This window comes from Rossellomorea sp. QJM3NY_18 (assembly GCF_056173145.1).
The window spans coordinates 810,196-825,877 of sequence record NZ_CM149659.1; the positions used below are offsets into that span (position 1 = coordinate 810,196).

The 15,682-nt window shown below is 39.4% G+C and carries 17 protein-coding genes and 1 pseudogene; 16 read left to right on the forward strand and 2 right to left on the reverse strand.

What is annotated here, in order from left to right:
* The first annotated feature begins 16 nt into the window (after positions 1-16).
* The 16 genes and pseudogenes from AC0VXY_RS04175 (at position 17) to AC0VXY_RS04250 (ending at position 14,380) form a co-directional block, all read left to right on the forward strand.
* Positions 17-457 (forward strand): acyl carrier protein, encoded by a 441-nt coding sequence (locus AC0VXY_RS04175; RefSeq protein WP_435993049.1) that lies wholly within the window; start codon positions 17-19, stop codon positions 455-457.
* Positions 444-1,085: a hypothetical protein gene (locus AC0VXY_RS04180; RefSeq protein WP_435993047.1), complete on the forward strand. Its 642-nt coding sequence runs from the start codon at positions 444-446 to the stop codon at positions 1,083-1,085. Before AC0VXY_RS04175 ends, AC0VXY_RS04180 begins: the two co-directional genes overlap by 14 nt.
* Positions 1,086-1,961 (forward strand): hypothetical protein, encoded by an 876-nt coding sequence (locus AC0VXY_RS04185; RefSeq protein WP_475527004.1) that lies wholly within the window; start codon positions 1,086-1,088, stop codon positions 1,959-1,961.
* Between the two features lie 163 nt (positions 1,962-2,124).
* Positions 2,125-2,562 carry a 4'-phosphopantetheinyl transferase family protein gene (locus tag AC0VXY_RS04190; protein WP_475527005.1) on the forward strand — a complete coding sequence of 146 codons (438 nt, stop codon included), beginning with the start codon at positions 2,125-2,127 and terminating at the stop codon, positions 2,560-2,562.
* A 62-nt stretch (positions 2,563-2,624) separates the two neighbouring features.
* On the forward strand, positions 2,625-3,818 hold the full coding sequence (locus AC0VXY_RS04195; protein WP_435993041.1) for an aminotransferase-like domain-containing protein: 1,194 nt from the start codon (positions 2,625-2,627) through the stop codon (positions 3,816-3,818).
* Positions 3,819-4,034: 216 nt separating this feature from the next.
* Positions 4,035-5,930, forward strand: a complete 1,896-nt coding sequence (abc-f, locus tag AC0VXY_RS04200; RefSeq protein ID WP_435993039.1) for a ribosomal protection-like ABC-F family protein — start codon at positions 4,035-4,037, stop codon at positions 5,928-5,930.
* 23 nt (positions 5,931-5,953) lie between these two features.
* Complete coding sequence (locus AC0VXY_RS04205) at positions 5,954-6,835, forward strand: aminoglycoside phosphotransferase family protein (protein WP_435993037.1); 882 nt, start codon at positions 5,954-5,956, stop codon at positions 6,833-6,835.
* A gap of 218 nt (positions 6,836-7,053) precedes the next feature.
* Positions 7,054-7,335 (forward strand): YwqI/YxiC family protein, encoded by a 282-nt coding sequence (locus AC0VXY_RS04210; protein WP_435993035.1) that lies wholly within the window; start codon positions 7,054-7,056, stop codon positions 7,333-7,335.
* Between the two features lie 12 nt (positions 7,336-7,347).
* The gene (locus tag AC0VXY_RS04215) at positions 7,348-9,225 is read left to right on the forward strand and encodes a T7SS effector LXG polymorphic toxin (protein WP_475527006.1); all 1,878 of its coding nucleotides are present in this window, start codon (positions 7,348-7,350) and stop codon (positions 9,223-9,225) included.
* Between the two features lie 19 nt (positions 9,226-9,244).
* On the forward strand, positions 9,245-9,700 hold the full coding sequence (locus AC0VXY_RS04220; protein ID WP_475527007.1) for an immunity protein YezG family protein: 456 nt from the start codon (positions 9,245-9,247) through the stop codon (positions 9,698-9,700).
* Positions 9,701-9,796: 96 nt separating this feature from the next.
* Positions 9,797-10,234, forward strand: coding sequence for an SMI1/KNR4 family protein (locus tag AC0VXY_RS04225; RefSeq protein WP_435993027.1), 438 nt, complete (start codon positions 9,797-9,799; stop codon positions 10,232-10,234).
* 150 nt (positions 10,235-10,384) lie between these two features.
* Positions 10,385-10,636: pseudogene (locus tag AC0VXY_RS04230) on the forward strand (immunity protein YezG family protein); the annotation flags it as partial.
* 146 nt (positions 10,637-10,782) lie between these two features.
* Positions 10,783-10,983 (forward strand): hypothetical protein, encoded by a 201-nt coding sequence (locus AC0VXY_RS04235; protein WP_435993025.1) that lies wholly within the window; start codon positions 10,783-10,785, stop codon positions 10,981-10,983.
* Positions 10,984-11,415, forward strand: coding sequence for a type II toxin-antitoxin system death-on-curing family toxin (locus tag AC0VXY_RS04240; protein WP_435993023.1), 432 nt, complete (start codon positions 10,984-10,986; stop codon positions 11,413-11,415).
* Between the two features lie 764 nt (positions 11,416-12,179).
* Complete coding sequence (locus tag AC0VXY_RS04245; protein WP_475527008.1) at positions 12,180-13,076, forward strand: glycerol kinase; 897 nt, start codon at positions 12,180-12,182, stop codon at positions 13,074-13,076.
* Positions 13,077-13,588: 512 nt separating this feature from the next.
* Complete coding sequence (locus AC0VXY_RS04250) at positions 13,589-14,380, forward strand: STAS domain-containing protein (RefSeq protein WP_475527009.1); 792 nt, start codon at positions 13,589-13,591, stop codon at positions 14,378-14,380.
* A gap of 74 nt (positions 14,381-14,454) precedes the next feature.
* Here the strand turns inward: AC0VXY_RS04250 and AC0VXY_RS04255 are convergent, their stop codons facing one another.
* The gene (locus tag AC0VXY_RS04255) at positions 14,455-15,282 is read right to left on the reverse strand and encodes a nuclease-related domain-containing protein (RefSeq protein ID WP_475527010.1); all 828 of its coding nucleotides are present in this window, start codon (positions 15,280-15,282) and stop codon (positions 14,455-14,457) included.
* A 190-nt stretch (positions 15,283-15,472) separates the two neighbouring features.
* Positions 15,473-15,625 carry a hypothetical protein gene (locus AC0VXY_RS04260; RefSeq protein WP_475527011.1) on the reverse strand — a complete coding sequence of 51 codons (153 nt, stop codon included), beginning with the start codon at positions 15,623-15,625 and terminating at the stop codon, positions 15,473-15,475.
* Positions 15,626-15,682: the final 57 nt, after the last annotated feature.

Below are 15,682 nucleotides of genomic sequence, written 5' to 3' on the forward strand. Positions count from 1 at the left end.
TAAATGGGGTGACTTCTTGAAAACGAAAAGCTTATCAGAGGCTGTATTGGAATGGTTGGAAGAGAAAAGTCACAAAAAAGTGAGCCATGACGATATTCTATATGGCGAATTGATCAATTCTCTTCAACTGTTAGAACTGATAACATTTATTGAAATGGATCAAGGGGTCCATATTCAGCTGACACATTTACCACCTTCATCCTTTAGAACGGTCAGGGATTTACTTTCTACAGTAAATGAATCTACTCAACAAGATTTGGTAAGACACTGGTATGTAGTCAGAACCGACAAAGATTTAATCGAATTTAGGATGTGGATAGAATTTCAGTTTGATCGAAACATTGCATTTAAACTAACTGAAAATGAAATTTTATTAGGAATTCCGGCAAACATTCAGAATTACAGTCAAGTAATGACAAAAATAGAAAAAGAGGTCGACTATATTGATAGATATTAAATCAACCAAATCTGGCGCTCTCTTTGTTTGTGGAGAAGGAGCAAAACAACTGGCAAGCCTGAAAAAAGAAATAGAAGATACTCTTAGCCAATTAGACTATACAAGTTTGTGGCTGCCTTCACTGGTGCAGGATTCATTTTTTCATCCGCAAAATGTCGATTCTGGACATAAAGAAGGGACTCTCGTCCATGCTGCATGTCTTCCATTTTTTGATGAGGTGGAAAATTATACAGACAATATTTATTTTGGCTTTAATCGCGTACATCGGTTGGAGCCCTTGCGAAACTTGAATAAGCAAACAAGAATGGAATCATTCGAAGTGGCTGAAGTGATCATCACGGGTTCTAAGGAATATACAGCCACTAAATACATAGAGGTGAAAGAGCTTCTAACCACCTTTTTAAGTAGATATACAGAAGGGGAATGGACCAAAGCGGATGATTCCTTTATTCAAAAATATGAAAAAGAAGAATGGATAGTAGGAAGTGGAGGCAACAAAGTATCCATTGCTTCAGCAAACAAACACGGAGAGCACTTTTCTGCGAAGAAGAAGGTAGAAGGAGTCTCTTGCTGCTTTGGTATAGGAATAGAGCGATTGTATGAATCGATTAATAGAGGTGAAGGTTGAATGAGTCCATTAACAAGAGAATATCCACCTGGTGCTAGGAAAGCCATGGAACTAAAAGAGGGGAACCCAAGTGCCTGGCAGGAACAGGGGATCCTTCCTTTGTCCAGGGAGTGGGAAGAGAAGCTGGAATCCCTGACCCAAATCGCTGTTGGGGGGTATAATCTGCCCCAAGCACCTGTTAAACGCGTCATAGGTGGGGTATGTATCTACAAAAGTAATGGAGAGTATGACCAACTACCATTATCGTTCCTATGGGAAATACTGGTGGTGGCCATGTTTGCCAAGAAATTCAAGGTGGAAGGCTTAATACTAGTTCCAATCATGGAGGAGTCCCATAACTATCCATCTTATGAAGCTCATTATCAAACGTTATCATCAAAAATCAGTCGTTTAGTTGATCAGCTTTCTGAGTTCCTGGGAGTCCACCTTTCTGCAACGCATGCGAATCATCTCTTCGGTGGAGAAATCAGTAAAAGGAAATTATACGGGTTGTTTCAACCATATACCGATAACCCTAAGTTAAAGCTATACCCTATGGGGGCTTCTAACGAAGACCAAATCTTGAAGGGATATGAAAGCTATTGTTTACGATATAGATATCCAGCGGGAGATGTCGGGAAAGAAGATCTTATTGTAGACGGCGTGCATTTATCGCAATCGGTCATATTAGGCATTGAAAAACAGGCTGCATATATCCCTACATTACCTATCCTTTCTCTTGAGGCAAACGAAAACTGCTTCATGGTCGACAGTAAGAATGTACCGACTATGTATGATGACGTTTCCTTTGAAAACGTCGAGGAATGGAATTCATTGATTGAAGAAAATTTAGGGTTCCGCTTTGAAGAGATAGTGAAATTTGTCCAATCATTATAACCGAACAATAAACGAGGGGCAGCTGATGATTGAGCTTTACATATTTAATACCTCCACATTCGAAAGCTATATAACAAGCACTTGCCTAAGCCTAAGCAAGCGGTCAACCTTATCTGTTTTATCGAATGATATAATTCGATTCCTCATCTCCCGAAAAGTGAATATGAATCCAAGGGAAATAAAGATAGAAGAAGATAAATACGGGAAAAAATTCGTTGACGAAAAAGTAGGGCTTCACTTCAACATTTCCTACTCGGGTGATTGGATGTTGATTGGGATGTCACGTTCCCCAATTGGAGTAGACATAGAAAGAATACGAACCATAGACTATAGGAATATTTCCAGGCACTTTAGTTTATGTGAGCAGCACTACATTCATGGTATCAATCAAAGTGTAGCAGAAAGAGAGTTTTTCAGGATCTGGACAGGTAAGGAAAGCTTTGTGAAATATATGGGTGCGGGCCTGAAGATGCCGCTTTATTCTTTTTCCATTCCAACAGAACCAGGCTTAGGCTATGTTGATACAGGGTGTGAGGACATAAAGCCACGGTTGCTCTCTTTTGAATTAGGAGGAGAGTATGCTATCAGTGTATGTTTCTAGAAGAAGTTGTGATGTGGGAGAGGAATAGAACAATGGTTAGAAAGGGACGGAGGACATAAAGGATGGTGAAGATTTCCAATAAGGCAGAACAGACGTTGAAACAAGTCAATCCCGTTAATGAGCTTCTTAATGTTACCGAGGGGGTAATTTCTTTCGCTGGAGGATTGCCATCCTCAGAATTAGTGAATCATCATAACTATGTAGAAATCTTGAATCGTGCCTGTCTCGATGTGAACCAATCCATCTTCCAATACGGTCAAATTGAAGGAGACAGGGAGCTTAGGGAATTAATAAGCGAATGGGTTGAACGGTATGGGATCAACACGAGCGATTCGGAGGTCATGATTACTTCCGGTGGCACACAGGCGATTGAACTAATGACTGAATTCTTCATTGATCCAGGTGATTATATATTTGTGGATCAATACTCCTTTGTGTCAGCCCTCGAGATATTTAAAAGCTATAAAGCGGAAGTCATTCCAGTAGAATCAGATGAAGATGGGATCATCATAGAATGTTTAGAAGAGAAACTAAAGAAATACCACCCAAAGTTTCTCTATATTGTGACGAATTATAATAATCCTACAGGCTATTCTTTAAGTAAGGACAGACGCAGGAAGATGGTAGATATCATGAATGAATTCGATATCACCATCATTGAGGACGACCCTTATATCGAATTAAACTATGATGCCCCATTTATCAAGCCGATTAAATCATCCGGTCATCCGAATGTCATCTATCTTTCAAGTTTTTCAAAAATCATCTCCCCTGGACTGAGGGTAGGCTATATCATTGCACATGAGGACATAATCCGGAAAGTCATGAAATTAAAAGAGAATAAAGATGTTCACACGAGTAATTTATCGCAATTTGTGGTCCGGGAAATAGTAAAAGATCATTTTGAAACGTATTTAGATACATTGAGGAGACAATATAAAGCCAAAAGAGAGACCATGCAGCATTATTTAGATTTATATTTACATACGAATGTTGAGTATCGGTCCCCAAAGGGTGGTATGTTTCTTTGGGTATTATTGAAAGAGGAAATCAATGTAACAGAGCTTTTGAATTTCACTCTGAAAAGAGGCGTCACCTTTATTCCGGGGTCCGTCTTTTGTCCAGAATATAATGAGGGCTCAGGAAATTATATAAGGTTGAATTTTACAAACCCGGATCATGCCCAGATAAAGACAGGGATTGAACGGGTTGGGGAATGTATAAAGAATATGCAAGATTCCATCGTCACCATATAGAGTGGTTGTAGGTACTGGTATTGGAGTAATAAACAGAATATTTCGTTATAAAATGGAGAATGAGTGAATCAAAGTGACAGAAGTGAATGGATGGATGACAATGCAACTGGCTACGAGACGATGCTACTTACACAGCCATTAAGAAAGTATGTCCAACAAGACCAAGAAATAATGAGGCAGGAATGAAACATTCTCCTCAATGCTGGGGGTAAAAGAATGATTATATGCAGTGGAAGAGAAGTCAGTAAGATGTATGGAGGCTCAATCGTTCTAAATGATTTAGCCTTTGATATTTATTCCGGAGACCGTATTGGGGTTGTTGGAAGTAATGGGTCAGGAAAAACAACCTTATTCAAACTTCTGTCAGGGCATGATAAACAAGATAGTGGAGAAATACATTGGAAGAAAAACATTAAAGTAGGCTATCTTGAACAAATCCCGAATTTCTCCTCGATTATAACCGGCAGAGGGGTTTTGGAACTAGCTTTCAAGGATTTGATTGAAATCCAGGCGGAGATGAAAGTATTAGAAACGAAAATGAAGGATGAGGCGGATGCCCAGGCATTGAACATAATCATGAAGAGATACGGCACGATCCAGGACGAATTCGCGTTGAAAGACGGATATGAAATGGAAGCCAAGATTGAGTACATATCAAACGGACTTAACATACAAAATTTATTGAATAAGAATTTCCATGATCTAAGTGGAGGTGAAAAGACCAAGGTTTGTTTAGGTCTTTCCCTATTACAGAATCCGGATATCTTTCTATTGGATGAGCCCACCAATCACCTTGATATTGGATCAGTAGAATGGTTAAGTACTTATTTGAAGAGTTATGAAGGCACCATAATTGTCATTTCGCATGACCGGTATTTCCTAGATGAAATCAATACTAAAATATTTGATATGGAGGGTGGGGAACTAACCGTCTATCACTCCAATTATTCACGATTTGTCATAGAGAAGGAACAAAGGCTACTGAAAGAGTTTGAAAGCTATAAATTGCAGCAACAGAAGATAAAGAAAATGAAACAAACGATTAAAACCCTTAAAGAATGGGCAAACAGAGCCAATCCTCCCAATGCCAATATGCATAGAAGAGCGAAAAGTATGGAAAAGGCTCTAGAAAGAATGGAGAAAATCGATCGGCCCCAGTTGAACAGGAGGAAAATGGAGCTTACATTAGACCATAGTGACAGAAGCGGGACTGACGTGATGGTGATGGAGAATGTTTCAAAGAAATACGACGACAAGGTCATAGTAAACGACGGAAACATGAGTTTACGTTATCAAGACAAAATGGTATTGCTGGGGAACAATGGAGTGGGGAAATCCACGATCCTTAAAATGATAATGGGCGAGATTCCCCCTGATAAAGGAAAGGTTGCGATTGGAAGTAATGTCAAGATTGGGTATCTTTCTCAAGGAGAATTATTCCCTGATTCAGGAAACAAGGTATTGGAATCCTTCAGGGAAAATGTATCCGTTACAGAAGGAGAAGCCAGGAATATTCTAGCCAAATTCTTATTCTATGGTCATGCCGTGTTTAAAAAAGTTTCACAACTAAGCGGCGGTGAACGAATGAGGCTTAGGCTGGCCCAATTGATGCATCAAGATCTAAATTTCCTGGTGATGGATGAGCCGACCAATCACCTGGATATAGAGTCAAGGGAAGTGCTGGAAGAAGCTCTGAGTGAGTTTAACGGGACCATATTGGCGGTATCTCATGATCGCTATTTCATAAACAAGTTATTTGATAAAGTGTATTGGATTCAGAATGGTAGACTAACATTCTTTGAGGGTAACTATGATTCCGTAAAGGATAAGATCTTAGCGAAGGAAATGGATGCAAAACAACCGTTGGAAAAAGTGGAAAAAAAGAATATCCATACTGATGAGAAAAAGAAAGACCATCATCCAGTAGTTGGTTTGGATCAATTGGAACAGGAATTGATAGAGCTGGAACGCCAGATGGATGACATCGATGAAAGGATGTTTCATGAGAAAGATGTAACGATGCTCGAGCGATTATTCAATGAAAAAGTCGAATATGAACACGCGAAAGATCAAATTTATCAAAAGTTAGAGTCGATGATGAATGTTGGATAATATCGCAGGTTGGTGTAATAGACATGAATATTGATGCCATTGTAGATGAATTAATTAAAAAAAAGGTGATCGATCCGGATATACTGAATGTTGAAAAGTTAAAGGGTGGAACACTAAGTCACATCTTTCTTATTACAGAGTCGACTCTTTCAAAAAAAGTCATCAAAATAAATGATCCTCCAGTACTTAAAGCTGAATCCTTTTTCTTACAAACGTATAAGCATCTTCCCATTCTGGCAAACCTTCTGTACACAGAGGCGAACAATAAATATATGGTGTATTCCTACGTGCCAGGTGAAATAAACCCTTCCATGATAAGGAAAGAAACTCTTCTTAAGATGGTCGTTCAGACACTAATCAACCGCTATGAACCGATAGATACAGACAATGGTTGGGGATGGGTTCAAACAAGTACGGATTCATGGACCAGCTTTCTAAAAGACTGGACCATGGAGGCTGATGAGTGGATAGCCGGCTATTTACCCCATAATGAAAAAGAAGTGATTTATCGATTGATTGACGCTCCAGTTAGAAATCAATCAAGTAAAACGCCCTATCTATTACATGGAGATTGCGGGTTCCATAATTGCGTAGTCATGAATGATAACCTGGAAGGAATCATAGATCCTATGCCGGTGGTGGGGTATCCGATTTATGATTTGGTATACGCATTCTGTTCTACCCCGGATAGTTTGAATAGAGAAACCTTTGAAGCGGCAGCCGAATTACTGAAGGTTGGAAGAGAAATGAGTAAACAAACGTTATACGAGGAGGTACTCATAGGATTATACTTCCGAATAGCCAGGTGTATCAAACATCACCCACGAGACTTACCCATCTACCTGAACGCCTGGACTTATTGGTATGAGATTGTGGTTGAGGATTCTATACGGACGATGTCATGAAAGAATCAAAGAAGCATGGGGACGGTTCCCGTGCTTCTTTTACGATTAAAGGGCTCTCATGTTCATGTTGTTACTTAAGAAATGAGCATTATCTCCTATTTTTAGTTAAACCCAGGTTCACAATAGAATGACCAAAGAAACGATGGTACGATATTCTGTGAATTGGAATTTTATAGGATATTAAAAATAAATAGATTTATAGAGAAAGGATCGATCACATGCACACTGAAATCCAGATTAAGTACTCAGAGACGGAGAGGGCGCTCTCCAAGCTTCGTCAGACGATTGACGCTTGGAATACAGCGTACCCAAGGCAGATTGGCGGGGCGAATGAACTTGAGGTCATCAATAAGCTCAATGAACTCAATGAGCAGTGCCAGAAGATGCTTGAGAGCTATCAACAGCTTCTGATGGAAAACCAGTCGGCGACACAACTTTCCGTAGAGGGCATGGAAGAAACCGATCGTACTCTTTCTTCTACCATGACCTTGAGCCGGTAAGGGAGGCACTCTATGAAAATACTGGATGTTGACGGCTTTCAACATGGAATAAAGGAAATAGAGGAAACCCTGTCTTCCCAGAAAGATCAGGTAGAGCAGATTGAAAGAGCCGTTCAGGACGTGGTCCATCTGGATGAGGCGTTTAAGGGGGAGGGCGGGAATGCGATCCGCGATTTCTACCGGAGTCAGCACCTTCCCATGCTGGAACAATACCAGTTGTTTTTATCCGACTATCAATCCGTGATCAGTCAAATGAAGGAGGCGCTTGATCACGTGGAGCCTTCACCTGACGGGTTCATAAGGCAGAGCTTCCTGGACAACGAAGTGGAGGAAGGTCTTCACCGTGCAAGGCAGATAACCGTGGAACTAACGGGGGAAGCCAATTCCACCATTAGAAGTGTATCAGATATTGTATCGGTGCCAAGAATCCAGGACTGGTCGTTTTTACAGCAGGTAACCCATGCCCAGGAGGAAAAAGAACGTAGCCTCCGAAAGCTGAATGAGTTCGACCATACTCAAACGGCTTCGCTTTCTTCCCTTGAAGAACAGGTCCACACGATGACGCAGCAAATCGCTCGGCTCCAAACTGTTTTTCAAAAAGGAAAGCTTGGTATAATAGAGAAGAAGGCTCACCAGGAAGACTCATCGTTTCTATCCAAACTATCCGAGTTTACATCGGTCATGGCCAAAAATAAAGAATCCGAGTTTCTTGGGACCGTGGAAGGAGCCCTGTTTGCGATCGTGGATATCGTCAGCGATCTCGTCGACACGCTCATCGCCCTGTTCACCGATCCCATCGGATTCTTCAAAGGCATCATTCATACCGTCCTTCACCCCATCGACACGGCGAAGTACATATGGAAGGACCTGAAACAATCCTTTGAAGAAGAAGTCGTCAACGGAGACGTGCGAAGCAGGGCGAGATACTTTTCCTATGCGGGAACCTATATCGCCGCATCTATTTTCGGAGCAAAAGGCGTAGACAAAGTCGGTAAGATGGGTAAAACCGGCAAAATGAGCTCCAAGATCGACGTTCCCTACAACGTCATGACGACAGCCAAAATCAAATCCTTCATCCACAACGGAGTCAAAAGCACCTTTGGAAAAGTGGAAGACACCGCGCATCAGCTGCTTTCTTCTCGAACAGGAAGAAGGGCACTGGGACTAAATTCCCTCTCCGGACATCTTCAAGAGCTATTCCGGAAGACCAAACATGTCTTGAATCCGGGGAAAGTGAAATCGGTGATGGAGAAGACCTATCAAAAGGTAGTGGCCGGTCCGGTTTCGAGGGTAGCTCAGTCCGAGGCTTTCTCCAGGATGGGGAAGGTGTTGTTGAATGAGGATGGGCGTGTGGTGGTTTCTGGGAAGAGTGCGACTAAGGGAACGGGTAATCGTTTGGCTGGTGCAAGAGATGTTAAAATATTTGTGGGAAAAGGCGAACAGTACACAAACGGAAGGAAAAATCGATTAAAGCCTAATATTAGGTATAAAACTGGAGAGTATAACTACTTCTATCAAACAGATAGTGAAGGTAGGATTGTAAAATTCGAAACAGAAAATTTACAATTAACAACGAGAAAAGATAGATTGTCACACAGTAAAAATACACCAGGTAAAGTAAAAGGTCAGGACCACGCGGGACATTTGGCAGGTGATAGGTTTGGAGGCTCACCTAAAATAGATAATTTGGTTTCGCAATTGTCTGATGTTAATTTGAAGCAATATAAGAAAATTGAAGATGAATGGGCTGCAGCTTTAAAGGAAACCCCTCCAAAAGAAGTAACAATTAATCTAGAAGTAATATACTCTGGGAATAATGTGAGGCCGGAAAAATTCCTAGTAAAATACACAATTGATGGTGAGTCGTTCTCTGAAGTCCTTTTAAACTAATCTAAGGAGTGAAAACTAGATGAAGACTTTTGAAGATAGATTTAGTGAATTGCAAGCTGATATGATATCTATATGTATGGAGTATATTGAAGAGAGAGCGGATAAAGTATATGTTTACGCTTCATGTGAGGAAAGTATTATTTCGAGCAAGTTTTTTTATTTAATTAATAATAAGTATGTGAAGCCTCATAAAGTGAATGATGCATTGGCGAATGGGGATGAAAGATACAATGTATCTTCGGAACGCCAGTTTATGGTATTAGATATCTTAAATGAAGATATTGAAAAAATTAAAAAATTATGTTTGGATTATGAAAAAGACATGCCTACTGAAATGAAGTTAATATATGATGTTAAGAGTGGCAAATTCAAATCTGAATACAAGTATAATTTAGTTTATACTAATCATGAAACTAAAACGGCCCGTCAGATTGCTGATGAGTGGTTTGATGAAATACAAAATAATAAACTTTAAGGTTTGATTGTCAAGCCGGTTTATTATTGAAACTATAAAGCACTTGATTGCCGATTAGGAAACAAGTGCTTTTTGTTTCCGAGGAGGTAGCTTTTAATGGCTACATTTGATTTTATTAAACATGGGAAGCATAAATTTATTAAACTACAAAATAAAGAACTGTTAGATGCAGAAAAGCGACTTGGATTTGGATTACCTGATGAACTTAGAGAATTTTATCTAGAAGTAGGTTATGGCTTTATTAAAGGTAGCAATGAGGATGCAATAAATAGATTAATGGACCCTGATACTATAGTTGATATTACATTGAGAGAAGGTATTTACGAGTATGACCCAGATTTAGACGGAATTTATGAGGAAGAAGATAAATTAGTATTTTTTGAAGTGAACGAGGGTGTATATTTAACGCTTGCTTTAGATACTTCTAAACAATCACCAGTATATTTTTTTGATACACAAATAGCTGCATCGTTGGAGGGATTTTTAAGAAAAATTGACGATGATGCCGAATATTTTATTAATATGGTTGAATAATGAATTTTGGGGTCAGTCCCCCTGCATAATAATGAGTTATTGTGCCGAGGGACTGACCCCGTTTTGTTATCGACACGGCGAAGTACATATGGAAGGACCTGAAGCAATCCTTTGAAGATATTGTAGATTCGATGGATTTATAAAAATGTAGATCACTTATATAAATTAAGTAAGGAACTTAGGAAAGTTTTTAAAGATAATGATCAAGAAGCTTGGTATTCTTTTACAATGTCTTTAAACAGTAGTGGTAAATTTAAGTTGCATTATGATTATACAAATTGGTTTGATACAGAGTATAGTTTTAGTGACCAAATGATTATTTGGAAAAGCAAATATTTAGATAAGGTACCTACTGATGAAAATAGATCCTCTATCTGCACTGCAAGAGTGCTGATTAAGTGATAACTAAGGTATAAGAGAAGCAAACAACCGCCAAGTATACGAATAAAAAGTTTTACACTGACATACCATTTTTATGGTAAAATAGGTATAATTTAAGGTCTACTCTACCCATAATGAGAATACATTTCTCACCAAGGGGTGGTTATATGAGCGACCAAGAGGATAAAGAGTTGGGCAAGCGATCAGAACAAAAGGCAGGGGATAATATGAACGTAATGGATAAGGAGTTGAAAGACATGCAGAAGCAAAAAGATAAGGATATGACTATGAAGGATTTGAAGAAAGCCTTGATTAAAGAAAGTATTCATAACAATAATGAAGCTTTGCAGCGTCTTTCTCGCACGTAATTGAGCGAAATCTATTATTTATTAGTAGAAGATATCCGGGAAGCCCATTTACTTGGATGGGAAACATATGGCGGAAAGACTTATGGAATGGATGAAGATTGTGTAGAGAAACGAACAGTCGAACCGCAAACTCAGTATTGGGGCGAAGAACAATACCCAGGCTTGTTCAAGAAAGCTGCCGTTTACATGCTACGGATCACCATTTCACATTGTTTTGCTGATGGGAATAAACGGGCTGCCTTTCTATCAACGGACTTGTTCTTGAAGTTTAATGGATATGAATTTAAAGTCGATCAAAATGAATTGTACGATTTCTGTTTGATGATCGCTAATCATGAAACCAGACCAAATTTGGAGGAAATTGAAGCTTGGATAGAACTTCACACACAACCTTATATTTTAGATATTGAAAAACTCTCCGACCTGACGTAGGTAATTGTAGTCAGATGGTCATGGGGAGTTTTTATTTTATGGGTTAACGAGGGCTATTCTGCCCCCCCCTATTGTGAATAGCCTTTTCTTTCATTATATGATTTACCTCTCATCATATGATTTACCTCTCATCCCTCTTCTTTGAAAATACGTATCTAGCATTAATAAAAACAAAGTACCGAAGAAAAATAAAACGGTAACCACCCAACTCGCAATAGCCGAATATGCTCCGTTTAGTAGATACTCACTTATCAAATTAACCACTATAATCAACGCCATCACGGCATACATGCTGAATATGTATTTCATCGTGTTCTCACCTTTCTAAATCGTATTAAACCACCGAACAAAAACCATGATGCTTGCTGCACCCCATGCTGTCGTTCCTACTATAAACCAGATTGTTGACTTTTTATAAAAACGAGTGTAATCATTCCCATAAGAAAAAAACCAAGTGTTATCCAGAGTAGAAGTTCATTTATGGATCCGTCCTTTATTTTGAATTGTTTATTCTACCTGCATAGAGGAAGATTGGCATTCATGGGAGGGAATAAACAAAGATTCAAATGCTTATGTGGAGCCAGCTCACTCACACCCCTTATTTTACCATTAACTGGATGTTGTTGCTGTGTTTAGCGGTAAAACGGTTTAATGTTAATGTGCCACTTGCTTCTACTGAAAAAAGGAATCTCCCCATATCTATTGTTCTCTCAATAATTAAGAAGTACTATATAATTAGCAGATTATTGAAAAAGAGGGATGGCATGAGTACAACGGATAAAGTGAGATACGTTTCCACAACTGCACTTTCAAAGGAATTAAAAATAAATGTTAAAGAAATGTTTAATATATTCCTTGCAAATGGGTTCATTAACAGGGTAGATGATAATTGGATGCTAACTGAAAAGGGAAAGCAGATAGGGGGCACCATAAAAAAACTTCCAAGAGTGGGAGAGTACATTGCCTGGAAGGAAGACATAAAAGATCATAGCATGTTTAAAACGGATAGTAATGAAATCCTTATAAATGCTACTGCATTAAGTAAACATTTTGGGGTATCGAAGCTTAAAATGAATCCAATCCTGTCGGAACTTGGGTTTGTTCAAAAGGGTCTAAAAGGTTGGACCGTAACAAAACTCGGATTAAGTTTGGGTGGAAAACAGCTTGAATACGATAAAACGGGTGTCCCATATGTAAACTGGCCAAACAGTATACTGCAGAATAGAAGATTAGTCGAAACAATGAAAGAGCTAGAGGGGAATGGGACGGAAGAGAAAGCAGAGTCTGTCCAACACAACCCATTAGAGTTCAGAGAGAAGTTCGAAGCCAAACACAGAGCAACCGATGGACATTATGTCCGGTCAAGAGCAGAGATGTTAATTGATAATTGGCTGTACATGTCCGAAATTGCACATGCTTATGAAAGAAAGTTACCAGTTGAAGAAGATGTATATACCGATTTCTATCTGCCCGTTGGTAAAGTATACATAGAATATTGGGGATTGGAAAATGATCCGAAGTATGCAACAAGGAAACAAGAGAAATTACGAATCTATCATAAATATGGATTTAATTTAATTGAGCTGAATGACGCTGATATCCAGAACTTAGATGATATTTTACCTAAGAAGCTTTTGATGTTTGGGATTAAGGCTTATTAAGAGGTGGATTGTCTCCTTTTAAGTATGCAAAACGAAAGCTAGTGGAAAGCATGGGGACGGATCTCGTGCTTCTTTTTATGTTGCCAGGAAGCACCAGAACCTTCACTCTGCTTCTAAGTTATCGCTCAGAAAGCTGGAACTGGTCGTGTAAGATCTGATGAAGAAATTGATGCGGTTATGCAGGGATTTATAGACCTCCGTTCATTATAAAACCTAAAATTATTATCACAGATTTTGGGTCAGTCCCCCGACACACTAACGGATTAGCGGACTGACCCCATTTCGGGATATGAAGATAGAAGCACGGAGGGGGGCAGTTCTCGTGCTTTTTTTATAATAAAAGTAAGCATCAGAAACCTCCCCGTTATTCCCATGCCCCCGGTTAGGGTAGAACCCTCCTATACACAGAGTGAGACACAGTGACTCTATATTCTTCATTAATGTTTTTACGTTCATAAAGTTTGCACTATAATATAGAGAAAGAAATAAATTTCATTACGAGGTGGAGGATCATGAGTAATCAGCTTCCTATGGATATTACAGCTACAAATACGTTAAATAGTATTGGAGAAAATATTCTTATTGCCGACACAGATTTCAAGATCACTTGGATGAATCGCAAAGCGATCCAGTCATTGCAGACCATTGCTCCTTATTATGGATTATCAAGAGCGGAAGATATGATTGGGTTAAATATGGACCACTTTCATCGTTCTCCTGACTATCAAAGGGGTATGATGAAGGAGCTAGGAGAGGGGCACAGAGCAAGAATTATGATTGCGGATAAAATTGCTGCGGATATTGTCATTACGCCCATTCACCCACTAGAAGATACTGCCGAAATAGAAGGATATATGGTTATGTTGATGGATGTAACGTCACAAGCGGAGGAACAGAAAAGAAAAGACCAGATGATAAAAGAACTGCAGGTTCCGATTATTCATATTTGGGAGAACACCATTGCCCTGCCTCTTTTAGGAGATATGGATATAGATCGAGGAGATCACTTGATTTCAATGGTGCTAGAAGAGTGTACATCCAAACAGATAGAATTTGTCTTATTATCATTAGGTGGAGTGAAACAGGTTGTTAATCAATTCACCTGCACGATTCAATCGTTGCATGATTGCTTACGATTAATAGGGGTAGAACTCATTCTTGTAGGGATAACACCAGAACTGGCATTGACGATTAAAGATATCTTCAACGTCCGAACTTTCCGCAGTGCGAACGCGGGATTAAAGTATATTATGAAGCTTCAAGGTAATGCCAACAGGAGCCATGGAGACCTTGGCTCTTTATAAAAAATGACGGGCCAGGGCATCTGTCCCTCTGGCCTTTACAGTTCAAAACCCCATGAGAGAGGCGACTATCTAAATTACTTACCAACGCTTCTCTGATGTTCATAACAATAAACCTTCCCTTTAAAAGTAGTATTCGATAAACAATAAGCCCTAACCTTATCAGAAACAGATTTATCGCAAATCTCACATTTAGAGGGAAAACTGGTCTTTTTTTCAGTGCTATTCAACGCTCGTTTATGCCCTTCTCTAACGGTCAGGTCAGGGATATTGGCATTAACGATGGCTTGATGAATGGCCAGGATATCACTCTCATTTATAAGAGGTTCTTTATGTTGGATCTTTAACACCGATTCTTTCCGATGGATAAACTCCGATAGCTCGATGTCATACACAATCAGTTCAGTAGAAGCGATCTTACGGTAATCCGGATCTACTTTAAATGTAGAGCGTTTTGTAAAAGAAACCATGGAAACAAATAGGTTGTGGTACTTCTCATCGATCAATGAAGACAGTGCTTTCAGGTGCCCATAGTTTTGTACAAAAGGATTCATCATTTTGAACTTCCCATTGACCAGCCATGTGTTCCGATCTTTCCCGCCATAGATGGTACCCTGATAGTTTTTTGTCTCAATAACAAAGATTGCGTATGGAGTAATCACCACATGGTCGATTTGTGAATAGCCGGACTTCGCTTTCGAGTTGGGGATGAGGAGATCGCTTAGATGGCGATAGTCCTTTGGGAGCTGATCCAGTTGGATATCAATTTTGTATTCTCCTAATTCTCCTTTTCTAGTAGCGATTTGTTCATTGGTTCTTTTAGGTTTTGATGGTGGTGGAGTAGCAGATTGTTTTGGTTTAGGTTCAGTTGTTTTCTTTTTTAGGAAGTTTAGGAATAATAGCATGAGTTTCTCCTTGGTGGTTTGATATGGTTATTATCGTACTTATTTGCGAAGATTTGAGTGCCAGGGGTAAAGATAAGAGAGCTCATACTTTTTACAACGGCCATGGGCTTTGCAAATGAATTCATATTATTGACGAAGGTCCGTCCCTTAGCAGGATCATTTGCTTAAAGACGGACCTTTTTTGGTCATCCTACTCCAAACTCCTCGAATAATGATCCTTCACCCAATACGTCAACGTCCCATCCTCATCAGTGGAAGTATCAGAGCCGTCCCCATACTCCATCAAGGTGAAAATTCTAGATGAAGAATTGGATACCATAATTATGGCACTCTTTGTTTTCATTGATTGTGTGAAGAATGGTCAGTCAGTTGCTTCTTCTGGAGAGCCGGTTTAAGTTGA